The organism is Veillonella sp. KGMB01456 (assembly GCF_023051165.1).
Classification (GTDB): Bacteria; Bacillota; Negativicutes; order Veillonellales; family Veillonellaceae; genus Veillonella_A.
Genome location: NZ_JALKIG010000054.1, coordinates 1 through 12,262 on the forward strand (window position 1 = coordinate 1; position 12,262 = coordinate 12,262).

Sequence of the window (12,262 nt, forward strand, 5' to 3'; positions counted from 1 at the left end):
GAAACAAAACTAATTTTATTTTTTCGAGTGTCTACTTGACGGGTAGCAGTTCAAATTTCGAGGGGGCTCTAAGGTCTACCTATTATTTTCTAAATACGAACAAATATTCATGGGCAATCAATAAGAAATTATATTTTACACTATTTGTTTTCCAATACCCCGTCGCCCTACAATTATGTTGCTCTTTAATGATTAATTCTTTTAAAGTAAAGCCGGCGTCTTGGAATATTTTCATAACGTCAAACGACATAGGCTGCATACAGCCTTTTTGTCGCGTATCTCCCATGAGGATTGCACAAAACTTATCTTTCTTTAAAACGCGGTAACATTCATTGACAACCGGTTTCATTGCTTCTAAAAAGTCTTTAATTTTAAGTTGTGATAAATCTTCCGGAATACCATCACTATACTTAATAATATTAGCGTATGGAGGATGCGTACAAATCAAATCAATACTTTCATCCGCAACAAAATCAAGATTTCTGGCATCGCCTTTACGCACCACAACTGTACCATCAGCGCCATCATGTTCAAAATCTATTTTTTCTTCACAACGTGCTAACGCTACATCATTACAATCAACCCCAATAATATTACGATTTAATAACTTAGCTTCAACTAAAGTTGTGCCCCCACCGGCAAATTGATCCAATACTAAATCACCGGGTTGAGAGTATCTCAACAAAATATTTCTCGGAATATATGGTGACCAATTGCCACGCCACTTCGCATCATGGGTAGCCCAATCCCCCCTTTTTGGAAAAGACCAATGAGTTGTCATCTCCAATTCAAAATCTTCAGGTTCCCATTTTTTAATTTTCTTTACAGCCATAACTTACAAATACACTTCCTCATTTTATAACTTTTGAAATAATATCATTTTCCAAATCTTTTATATTATAAATATGGTCCATTATGTCAAAAGTTTCTTCTAAATTATGTCTGGCACTGTTCCAGCCTTTACCATCAGTAAACCAAACAAAAGAAAATCCATCAATCGTATTCGACTCCATCGCCAATGTCTTATAGCTACGAGCTGTTTCATTCAACTTACTACCACCACCGGCATAGAAATTAGTTTCAATACCATATACCATAGCCTCGGTCTTTATAACAAAATCAAATCGTTTTTCACTGCGCCCTCTATCAGAAATCGCAGATAAATCAATTCCCCAATTTCGAGTGATATCACGAATATACATTTCCTTGAAGTAGCTTACATTACGCTCAAAACCAGCTTTTTTAATATATGATTCTACTAAATCCTCCATCAAATGACCACCACGATTTTTACGTCCGTTTGAGTCTAAGCCGGTTTCTACGCCGGTTGCATAATCAATGAGATTACTGATAATATGATTAGCCATTAAATCAAACAAGCCTGTTTTTCTCATGAACATTTTATACGCATCAGCTGAGTAGTTCATCTTTTTAAAATTGAATAAAAACTCCCCATCATCATCTATTGCATAGATTTCGTTTGCTCTAACAGCCAATAGAAGTGGGATGCATTTGAGAACTTCCGGGTATTTAGCTACTAGACCTTCAAACTCAGACTCGATATTTTTTGAGCCAATTAGAGAGTTTAAAATATTTAGTTCAATCCTAATTTTATCAATATTACCATATATTTTTTCAAAATTTATGTAGTACTGATAATTAGCAATACTGTCCTTAAATTCTGCTAGCCAATTAATAAAATCACGTTTCATGATACTATCCTCCCTATACACTATTCCTAATACAATAAATACCTAAAAATAAATTAACAGCAAATAGCTATTAATGAATGCCCCTAAATTTAATTTTGCTTTCAAAATTATTAATTACTAATCAACAATTCGGTAATCTTACCACGTTTTGAGCCCTTGCTATTTATAGCTCGGTTAGCAAAAATTCTTTCGATTTTAAATCCACTATAGATTTCGTCAAAAAAATCATCGTCCGGATTCGTATTTTTGGGATCAGAATTACTTAATAACACACGAACTCCCTTACCATCTAAATGATGTGCGAATTCCGCTAACTCTCGTTGTGAATCATCATTAAATTCATATTCGCTGTATGACGTAAAATTAGCTGTTTCCGAGAGAGGGCGATACGGCGGATCAATATAGACAAAAGTCTGCTTATCTGCAAAATCATCTACAGCTTTATAAGTATCACAAACAATGTGCACTTTAGCTAAAGCTTTAGCAACCTCGACAAGGTTTTCTGCATCACAAATTAATGGTCGCTTATACGCCCCCATAGGTACGTTATAAAAACCATTGCGATTAACCCGATATAAGCCATTAAAGCAGGTACGATTCAGGAAAATAAAGAGCGAAGCCAACTCAATATGTTTATCCGTCAAAGGAGCTGTATTAATATTTTCCAGAAATTTTAAACTTAGCAGCTCATTATATCTATCCCTATTTTTATAAAAAAGCACTTTTCTGCCCTCTTGTTCCATAGGCCAAAACTTTTCTTGATAAGCTTCTAATTGTGCTATAACATCACCAACATTCTGCTGAATGCTTTTATATGTATTTATTAAACTTTTATTTACATCACTGATATAAACATCATCTAAATCATATTTACTCAATATATCAAATAAAACAGCACCGCCGCCAATAAAAGGTTCCGCATATTTATTTATATTTTTATCTTCAAATGGATAATACGCCTCTATGTAAGGGAGCAACTGATTTTTGCCGCCAGCCCATTTTAAAAAAGGTTTCATCGTTCCAATTGCCTCCTTATGTATCACAAATTAAATCTACTAAAATACTGCAACGTCTATTGCGTTTTGATCTTTATTATATAAGTTTAACTACGATAAGTAAATTAAAATACACCAATAGTCAAGAATCCACTATTGGTGCGAGTCAACTACTATTAAAGTAAAACGACTCTAGATAAAACTAAAGCAAAAAGAGGCAAGGAATAAATCCTCACCTCTTATTACAGCACAACTAATTATTTAGCCCAAACTTTTAGTTTTTCAACGACCTCAATATCTGCCGGTAGCCAATCAACACTATCTAACGCATCAATTGTTAACCACTTAGCCGCCTCATGTTCCAACAAAGTAATTTTAGAGTCCACTAGCTCACAAATATAGCAATGCATCGTAAGATGGAATGTATCGTACTGATATTTCACCGTACACAGAAAGTTTTGAATTTCAATATCGACAGCTAATTCCTCTTTAATCTCACGTTTCAACGCTTCCTTAGGCTCTTCACCGGGCTCTATTTTACCACCGGGAAATTCCCAACCATCTTTAAATTCACCGTATCCACGTTGAGTCGCCAAAAACGTATCATCATGTCGGATAATTGCTGCGACTACTTCAATTTGCTTCATTTTATCTCCTATTCTACGTCTATATCCACAGTTGTAATATAGTCATAAATATCTTCACGCACTGGTTGGTCCAAAATATAATGAATTTCAACCGCATTCACAAGCTTATTACTTTGGACCTTAGCTTTTCCTTTTTCAGCCTTTACCGTATTATTAGTTGGTCTCTTAATCGCCTTAGTTTCTCCATTTGATTGCATTGTTCCCAAGTAATAAAACTCTTTAGACTGTTTAGACTTCTTAGACTTCTTAGATTTTTTAGACTTGTTATCATCCTTATTTTTACGCACAAATAGAGCAATTATAATATTATCTTCATTTTTATTTGCTAAACGGATAACCTCTTGCGATGATTCAGTCCGATTTACTCTAGAAAGACCTATTAAATGGCTTCGATGTACAAAGCGGTCCTCATACGCAAGGCTATGAGATATATTTTCTTTTACATAATTTATAAACACCGGCATCGTATTAGTAAGTACATTGTATACATATCCACCCATATTTTTTTCAACAATCTTCTCTGGCCATTCTAGTAAGCGGCACACATCTTCATAGGTATATTTAGCATATAACTGGAACGGTCTTTTTTTGAATAGTTTTCCATACTTTTTTTTGTAATTATGAATACCATACTCGATATGTTTTTCAATAACATTGGCAAATTCCTCTTTATCCATTGCCTTTGCAAATATCGGCGATTTCTCTATTACGCCATTATTTTCAATAATAAACGGATGGTCTTTATAAAGCTTAACCGCAAAACCAGTATAAAAGTCGCCGGATAACACATTGAATACACTATCATGCAAAGACTTGGAATTCTCTAAATTATACATTGTCTCAAGTTTATTTACAAAATCGCTCCATTTAATAGCATCACTATTAACAATTGTTTCCAAGAGCAATAACTCATGAATACGCTTACCCGGCATATATTTCTGAGATAAAATTTTTATAAACGCCTCTTCATCAGCATTAAAAGCAACTGTATACTCAGGCTCATATTTTTTTAAAAATTCATGATATGACCCAGAATAATTAATGATCATGAACACATCTATAGCACCAAATTTATCAAAATCTTCAAGCGCCGGAATTTTTCCCAATTTATTTTTAAATTTAATATATTCATCTTTTAAAAATTTGACTGCATTAAGTTTAGCCTTATCAATAGCCTTATAAATTCGGTCCTTCGTAACTGCATCAAAGTGAATAGTAGAGCAACCCGGAATCTCACTCGTTCCCTCGCTTACATAACGGCGCATATTGTCTTTATTATAAGTACGGTCGCCAGACAACGCTACCGGAATCATAAAGTTATTATTGTAGTTGCCGATAAAATCTAGCACTACCACATATTCTTTATTGTTCGCCTTACGCAAACCACGACCTAATTGTTGCACAAATATAATCGGCGACTCCGTTGGACGAAGCATTATAACTTGATTAATATCAGGAATATCAACACCTTCGTTAAAAATATCAACCGTCAAAATATAATCTAGTCGTTCAGATTCAGGCACAGTGTCATCGCAAAGACGTTTAATAGCATCTTCTCGTTCTTGCTGCGTATTAGCCCCAGACAAAGCCAATGTACGCCAACCTTTTTTATTAAATGCCTCTGATAATTTCTCAGCCTCTTTTACAGTTGAGCAAAATATGAGGCCTTTAATTCTGTCGCCACTATGGCCATAATATTTAGCATAGTCCATTACGTATTCTACACGATCGTTGCTTACGAGTCGACTAAAGTCTTGAATCTTTACACTTTCATCATCAATTTTTAAATCAGCAATGCCAAAATAATGGAACGGGCATAAAAGTCTATCTTCTAATACATGTTGCAAACGTATTTCATAAGCAATATTATAATCAAATAACTCATAAACATTAAAGTTATCCGACCGTTCGGGCGTAGCAGTCATCCCTAAATACAAAAAGTTAGGCTTAAAATAGTTCATAACCTTCTGATACGTCGCCCCACCAGTTCTATGTGCTTCATCAAAGATTACCACATCAAAGGCCTTTTTTGAAAAACTGTTTAATGTTGTATCCTTTGATATAGTTTGAATCGTCGCAAAAATAAAGTCACAATTCTTTACAGTTGCATTATTTGAGTTGCCCGATAAAATCCCCATATTACGATTATTACCAAAGACCTTCTTATACGTATCCATGGCTTGCTTTAAGATTTGTTCGCGATGGACAATAAATAGAATCCGTTTAGGTCGTAATCGTTGTATACCAAATGCCGAGGCGTAGGTTTTACCCGTACCGGTAGCCGAAATCAACAATGCTTTTTTCTTGTCCGCCTTGAATAAATTATACAATGAATCCATAAATGCTACCTGCATTGTATTTGGTTTTAACGTTGCTCCCTGTGCTATTAAAGCATTTTGTATAGCAGTCTGTTGTTTCTGAAATTGTAATTGCTTTTTCTTAGCCTCATATATCTTGGTATAGTCATCAATACAGTCCTTATACCATTGACTGGCCGGACTATTCCACATCTCATCAAATTCACCAACTATCGTTTGTGCGTATGCACCTTCAGTTGTAGTAACAACCTTCGTATTCCACTCTTTGTTAACGGATAAAGCATACTGTGTTAAATTAGCACTGCCAATAATAATATGGTACACTTCTTCATCCGAGAAAATATATCCCTTAGTATGAAATCCTTCAGCACCATCACTTTGAGTGCGATAAATTTTCAAGTCAATATTAGATAGCTGTGCAATCTTTGCCAACGCCTTTGGCTCAGTAAAACATAAATAATCTGATGTTAAAATTTGTCCCTTAATACCTTTTTGTTCTAGATCTTTTAAAGTACCAAGCAAGCCTTCAATACCACTATCAGTAATAAAAGCCACGCTAAACTTAAAGCTGTCACAACGATATAACTCACGTTGCAATGTAGCTATTACCTTCGACTTCTCTGTCGGATTATTAAGTACCAATTGAGGTTGGTACATAATATCCGACACTTCATGCTTACTAATAAAAGCTGTTTCAATCCCCTTACGAATCCGTTCAATTTGCTCTTCAAACATGATTTAGCTCCTAAAAAAACTCCCTCTAAGTTGACCAATAGATCAAGTTTAATAAGACATTGACACATCAGTAACTTCAGCACATTAACTACTGAAAGAATATCCAATTAAAGTTGAAAACTATTATACCTGTTGAGATTATTGTAGCAGCTTTTAAATCAAATTCATACAAATTATTTCCTACAAACGCAGAATAGCCCCTGCTCAACCGAGCAAGGGCTATTCTCCGGTAAACATTTATTTTTACCGCACTTCAATTCACTCTAATCAAAAGAGCACCTTCAATCCACTCCACACAAGGTTTCCACTGCTAAACGCCTCGCATGAAGACATTTACTACTTAAAACCTCTTACATCTTTTCAAACTGAGATTTTGGCACGCCGCAAGTAGGGCATTCCCAATCATCAGGCAAATCGGCAAATGCTACGCCTTCAGCTGCTTCATCATACACATAACCACAAACTGTGCAAACATATTTGTCTTTCATACGTCATTCCTCCTTAGGAATCAAACAACAGCCACTTGGCTTATATTCTTCAGCAACTTACAACTCACCCATGATTTCTTTAGCAATCACATAACCTTGGGTGTAGTTGTGGCCCAAGTTAAGACCGAATACATCCAACGGATAATCCGTACTGCCATAGAAATGACCGGCTAAATTGCCTGCCGCGTAAAGACCTTCAATCGGTTTATCGTCATCGTCAACGACTTGCAGCCGTTCGTTAACTACCATGCCGGAGCAAGAAACGGTAAAGCGAATATGACGATGAATACCGTAAAACGGTGGTTTGAGCACCGGGCAGAGATTTTCTTTCGCCACGCCGAATTCCACGTCGCGTCCGTCCGCCGCCATTTCATTATAACGTTTAACGGATGCCAAGAATGTCGGCACGTCTTTTATCTTTAATTTTGCAGCCAATTCTTCTAAGGTATCAGCCTTAAAGGTAGCAATGAGCCCCGGTACAACGCCGGTGTGTTCCACATCTTCTTCCGGCATCCATTTTTTAATGGACTCGAAATCTTCGTAGCCAAGCCCCAGTCGTTTGGCCTGTTCAATATAATCACTGTCAAAAATCTGGCAATAATGACCTTCGTCTTCCTTGCTCGTCAAGTAGCAGTTCATAAGATCCATGCCCAATGCTTCGTCGCAGAAGCGCTTACCGTTCATTTTAACACGCATATACGGCGAATCCATCATCGACGCCGGGCCCGCATCCATATCATGGGCCATCTTAGTATGTCCCACATTTTCCATGCGACCGCCTACCCAGGCAATCATCTTGTGACCGTCACCGTCATAACCGAAGCGTTTGCGTTTCAAATTATCCATATCCGGCATGTAATAATGCATCATTTCAGCATTATTTGCATAGTCACCGGTGGCAAGGACAACGCCCTTCGAGCCGTTCAATTGAATATAGCCGTCCGGCGATTTAGCGATAACGCCGATAACACGACCGGTTTCATCCTGTACGAGCTGTTCACCCGGCGTACCGTAGTAAATATCGATGCCCCGTTCTTCGGCCAGTTTACAAAGAGCCTTCATGCCCTGCCCCGTGTTATACGGTTTCGGTCCAAACACACAAGTAGTAAACTCAATCTTGAAGCCATGTTTTTTCAAAAGTGCCGTATGTACCGGTGTGCCCATGTCTTTTACTTGAGCACCGGCGAGTTTTGCCTGTTCAATCACCCAGCTTACTGCTTCCCCGGAATGGTTGGCCCACATTTCAATGAGGCCCCGTTTCGCCCGGTGATCGGCTGACGCCTCTAAGAGCGTCACCAAACGAGCTACATCATAGGGATCGCTCTTATCCAATAAGACCCCGGCTCCGAAGTTACCGCCCGCCATAGCGGATTTTAACTTCTGTACAATGGCAACTTTAGCGCCCAATTCAGCCGCCTTCAACGCACAAGGCACGCCCGGCGAGCCGGCGCCCACTACGACGATATCATACTGCTTGACATCCTTAATATCCGTAATCGGGTCCGGCTTTTTAAAGAAAGCTAACTGTTCGTTCATAAACATTACCTCTTTTCCACCTGAAAAAAATGTAATACTAAAACAAACGTCATTCAAGCTACTACGTTTACCTCTATTGTACGCCTTATATCTACAAATATCAACTTGAAAAGGACTTCAACTATTTTACAACACAAGTCTCCCTATTAAAACGTATGCCGTCTCACCTTGTGCCTTTATTCCACAGTATCGTAAGCAAGACCGGAATTCCAAATAATCGGCGGTTCCCAAATTTCAAGGGCCCGGTCTTGAATCTTCGTCGACATAATCATAGCTTTAGCCAGCACATCCGTAGGCATCGGCTTTTTATCTTCAAAAAGGCCTTTATCATTAAAAAAGTTCAGTAAGCCCACACTGACAGTCTCGGTCCATCGATCCGTGTGTTTACGCTCCAAAGCCGGTGGTCTGAGAATCGTTGTTTTTGCAAAATGAAGTCCCTTCACAGCCTCTTCCAACTCGCCTTTCATACGAGTATAGAAAAAGTGCGAATTCGGTGACGCCATTACCGTAGATAGCAACACATAATGTGGCACTTCATTCTTTTTAGCGGCTTTAGCAAACTCCATCTGATAATAAAAGTCCACCAACCACTGCTGTTCCTGACTGCCCGCATCCTTACGAGTCGTGCCGAGACACGCAAATAACACATCACCGGTTACAGACTTTGCCCATAATTCCGGATTATCAAAATCTATAATATGGGTAATCAACTTTTCGTGGATAATTTCCGGATTACGCCGTACAAAAATCTCAACGGAATCAAACATCGGATTGGCCAATACCAACTCCAATAAATCGCGCCCCGTAGCCCCGGTCGCGCCCACTATAATTGCCTTCATAAAACCTCCCACATAGCTTCAAACTGAAGCTATCTTATATCAACTTCATGTATCATTTTACCGATTTTTGATATATATAATCATTTCATATATCAATTTATATCGATATTATGCTATAATGATTATAACGTATTTATGTTCAATAGTACATTTTATTAATCATTGAAATTTTGAATAAACGAAAGAAAAAAGGAGGATTCACAATGTTTCCGGACAAATTTTTTGAAGTATTAAAACACGAAGGTGTTGTTTCCATTACGACTTGGAGTGATAATGAAGCTCATGTAACCAACACGTGGAATTCCTATTTAAAGATTAAAGACGATACAATCTTAATTCCTGCAGCCGGCATGACTTCTACCGAAGCGGACATTAAAAAGAACGACCGCGTTATTGTAACCATGGGCGCTCGTGAAGTAGAAGGCTTCAACGGCTACCAAGGCACCGGCTTCCGTGTAGAGGGTACGGCAAGCTTCATCGGTGAAGGTCCTATTTACGATGAAATGTATGCGGACTTTCCATTCTTAAAACGCGTATTAGTTGTAAAAGCCGAATCGGCTAAACAGTTATTATAATCTGTTTTAAAACGCTATATACATAACTAAATACTATATCCGGTAGAACCGGTAAGCCCACTTCGGTGGGCTTTTTTCATACAAAAAATATTGACACTTCTAATAAATTCGATGTATCATATATTAGTCCATAAATGGACTATTAGATTTTCAGACTAACCATAATTTTACAATTAGAAGCTCAAATAGAAGATATATCTGTTTTATATAAATATACTTTTAGTCGATGGAGTGTTTAATGAAACCAACTATAAACGATCAAATTGCAATGTACTGCAATCTGTTAAACGAGTGGTATGTGGCTTATGAGGCCTATGCGAAATCCATGGGCTTATCAAATACGGCACTCGATATTTTGACAACAATTTATGAAAACCCAAATTTCACGCAAAAAGAAATTGCCGATAGCTGTCTTTTGCCAAAGCAAACGGTAAATGCCGTTGTGACTGCTTTTTTAAAAGACGGTTGGGTAACGCTTGAAGAGTTGCCGACGGATCGTCGCAATAAAACTGTCAACTTAACTGCTGAAGGTATGACGAAGGCCCAAGAAATCATGGACAAGATTCATAATTGCGAAGTAACGGCTATGAGTCAACTAAGTGAAAGCGAACGGGAAACCTTGCTAAAACTTACCAAACGATATATTCAAAATTGCAGTAAGGCTATGAGCGTTGAGTAATAGTACCATTTTACAAGCTTACGGCCATATAATTCGACCGATACAACGCATTGGAAAAGAGAGGAGTTCTTATAATGATGTGGTTAATACTATTTGGCAGCCTGTTCCTGTTGGGTGGCGCCAGTTTATTATTTCTTATATATAGCGTAGGCCGCTTGCCGTTTATCGAAATGCTGGCTAACGGCAGCAAACTAATGACCTGGCTCATCAGCGCCCTCATTATTATCGCGCCTACAGCCTTAATCTGGATGTCATATACCGTTACTAATGCCATAATTGTGCTACTTCACCTGACAGTCTTCTGGGGACTTGCCGAAATTCTGCGCATCTTGGCCATGAAATTTGATATCGTCACCGTCTCCCGTTCGATGAGTGCGGCCGCAGGTATTCTGATTACTGTTTTATACCTCGGACTCGGTTGGTATCAGGCTCACCATGTAGCCCAAACCGATTACACCGTTATGACCGATAAAAAAGTGGGCAATCTGCGCATCGCTCTCATCGGGGACTCTCACTTAGGATCCACCTTCGACGCCGACGGTTTTGCCAAACATTTAAAAACGATTGAAAAAGCAAAACCGGATTTGCTCGTCATTGCCGGTGACTTTGTAGACGAGCGCACCACTAAGGCGGAAATGATTAAGGCCACGCAAGCGCTCCAAGATGTTAACACGCAGTACGGCGATTATGTATTCGGCAACCACGATAAAGCCCTTTACAGACCGGATTCACGTGATTTCACGGGCAACGATTTAGTAGCCGAGCTTGAAAAAAACGGTGTCATCGTACTTCAAGATGAAAGCATCTTGTTAGATGACCGTTTCTATATCGTAGGCCGTCAGGATGCGTCCGAAGAATTCGATTTTGGTCGCTCCCGTGCAGCTATCGCCGATTTAATGGCTCCGCTCGATCACAGCAAATATATCATCGTGCTCGACCATCAACCGCGCGATTACGCGGCTGAAGCCAAAGCCGGTGCCGACCTCGTATTGTCCGGCCACACCCACGGCGGTCAGATGATTCCACTCAAGCAATTAATCAATTGGTTTAGTATCGGGCAAAACGACCGTATTTATGGCTTGGAACAACGTGACAACACCAACTTTGTCGTAACCTCCGGCATTTCCGACTGGGCCATCCAGTTTAAAACCGGCACCAAATCCGAGTTTGTCATCGTGGATGTAAAAGAGCCGTAAGCTATCAAGCATACACGTTAATGTAAATTAAACATAGAATTGAACGTCGAATTTAATATTGATTAATAAAAATGACTGCAACGAAAATGCTAATTAACATATTCGTTGCAGTCGTTAATTTTGGGAATATTTGAAGCCGTATCACGTAGTTTTGAGGTGACAATATGCAATGGCAATGTGATATTTTAGTTGACTTCAAAATTCATAGAGCTTAATTTTTCAACCTTTTACTTCAACATTCTTGACGTTTTGTCAAAAATCCGCTAAAATAACTAAGTAGTCATGCCGGCATAGCTCAGTTGGTAGAGCGGCTCATTCGTAATGAGTAGGTCGTAGGTTCAAGTCCTATTGTCGGCTCCATTATTTTTAAAATTTAGAGGAATATTTCAAATTGCTGATAAATACAGTAATCATAAGCATTTGTGATTCTGTTCAGTGATTTGAAATATTTCTCTTTTTTTCTTATTCACAGGAAGCACTCCCATTTTGGCCTATAGGACATTTTGAGTTGGTTTTTAGACCGATGAGACTAGTATTTATCT

The 12,262-nt window shown here is 38.4% G+C and carries 11 protein-coding genes and 1 tRNA gene; 4 read left to right on the forward strand and 8 right to left on the reverse strand.

Features of this window, described 5'->3' with window-relative positions; all coding sequences use genetic code 11:
* Nucleotides 1-82 precede the first annotated feature (82 nt).
* The 8 genes from MXE28_RS10590 to MXE28_RS10625 all read right to left on the reverse strand — a co-directional run bounded on the left by MXE28_RS10590 (nucleotide 83) and on the right by MXE28_RS10625 (nucleotide 9,270).
* On the reverse strand, nucleotides 83-832 hold the full coding sequence (locus MXE28_RS10590; protein ID WP_127058002.1) for a DNA methyltransferase: 750 nt from the start codon (nucleotides 830-832) through the stop codon (nucleotides 83-85).
* A 19-nt stretch (nucleotides 833-851) separates the two neighbouring features.
* Nucleotides 852-1,712: a type II restriction endonuclease gene (locus MXE28_RS10595; protein WP_226974334.1), complete on the reverse strand. Its 861-nt coding sequence runs from the start codon at nucleotides 1,710-1,712 to the stop codon at nucleotides 852-854.
* A 110-nt stretch (nucleotides 1,713-1,822) separates the two neighbouring features.
* Nucleotides 1,823-2,728 carry a DNA adenine methylase gene (locus tag MXE28_RS10600; protein WP_226974333.1) on the reverse strand — a complete coding sequence of 302 codons (906 nt, stop codon included), beginning with the start codon at nucleotides 2,726-2,728 and terminating at the stop codon, nucleotides 1,823-1,825.
* A gap of 236 nt (nucleotides 2,729-2,964) precedes the next feature.
* Nucleotides 2,965-3,354, reverse strand: coding sequence for a (deoxy)nucleoside triphosphate pyrophosphohydrolase (locus MXE28_RS10605; protein WP_127058005.1), 390 nt, complete (start codon nucleotides 3,352-3,354; stop codon nucleotides 2,965-2,967).
* 8 nt (nucleotides 3,355-3,362) lie between these two features.
* Complete coding sequence (locus tag MXE28_RS10610; RefSeq protein ID WP_247240146.1) at nucleotides 3,363-6,407, reverse strand: DEAD/DEAH box helicase; 3,045 nt, start codon at nucleotides 6,405-6,407, stop codon at nucleotides 3,363-3,365.
* Between the two features lie 350 nt (nucleotides 6,408-6,757).
* Nucleotides 6,758-6,895 carry a rubredoxin gene (locus tag MXE28_RS10615; RefSeq protein WP_021840286.1) on the reverse strand — a complete coding sequence of 46 codons (138 nt, stop codon included), beginning with the start codon at nucleotides 6,893-6,895 and terminating at the stop codon, nucleotides 6,758-6,760.
* Nucleotides 6,896-6,952: 57 nt separating this feature from the next.
* On the reverse strand, nucleotides 6,953-8,431 hold the full coding sequence (locus MXE28_RS10620) for an FAD-dependent oxidoreductase (RefSeq protein WP_127058007.1): 1,479 nt from the start codon (nucleotides 8,429-8,431) through the stop codon (nucleotides 6,953-6,955).
* A 176-nt stretch (nucleotides 8,432-8,607) separates the two neighbouring features.
* Entirely contained in the window at nucleotides 8,608-9,270 is a 663-nt protein-coding gene (locus MXE28_RS10625; RefSeq protein WP_127058008.1) for an NAD(P)H-binding protein, read from the reverse strand.
* Nucleotides 9,271-9,473: 203 nt separating this feature from the next.
* Here MXE28_RS10625 and MXE28_RS10630 point away from each other — a divergent pair, with 203 nt between their 5' ends.
* From MXE28_RS10630 to MXE28_RS10645, 4 genes are all read left to right on the forward strand, one after another.
* Entirely contained in the window at nucleotides 9,474-9,845 is a 372-nt protein-coding gene (locus MXE28_RS10630) for a pyridoxamine 5'-phosphate oxidase family protein (RefSeq protein ID WP_127058009.1), read from the forward strand.
* Nucleotides 9,846-10,083: 238 nt separating this feature from the next.
* Nucleotides 10,084-10,524 (forward strand): MarR family transcriptional regulator, encoded by a 441-nt coding sequence (locus MXE28_RS10635; RefSeq protein ID WP_164726528.1) that lies wholly within the window; start codon nucleotides 10,084-10,086, stop codon nucleotides 10,522-10,524.
* 74 nt (nucleotides 10,525-10,598) lie between these two features.
* Nucleotides 10,599-11,720, forward strand: coding sequence for a metallophosphoesterase (locus MXE28_RS10640; protein WP_247240147.1), 1,122 nt, complete (start codon nucleotides 10,599-10,601; stop codon nucleotides 11,718-11,720).
* A gap of 284 nt (nucleotides 11,721-12,004) precedes the next feature.
* Nucleotides 12,005-12,080: transfer RNA gene (locus tag MXE28_RS10645), tRNA-Thr, on the forward strand.
* The last annotated feature ends 182 nt before the right edge of the window (nucleotides 12,081-12,262 follow it).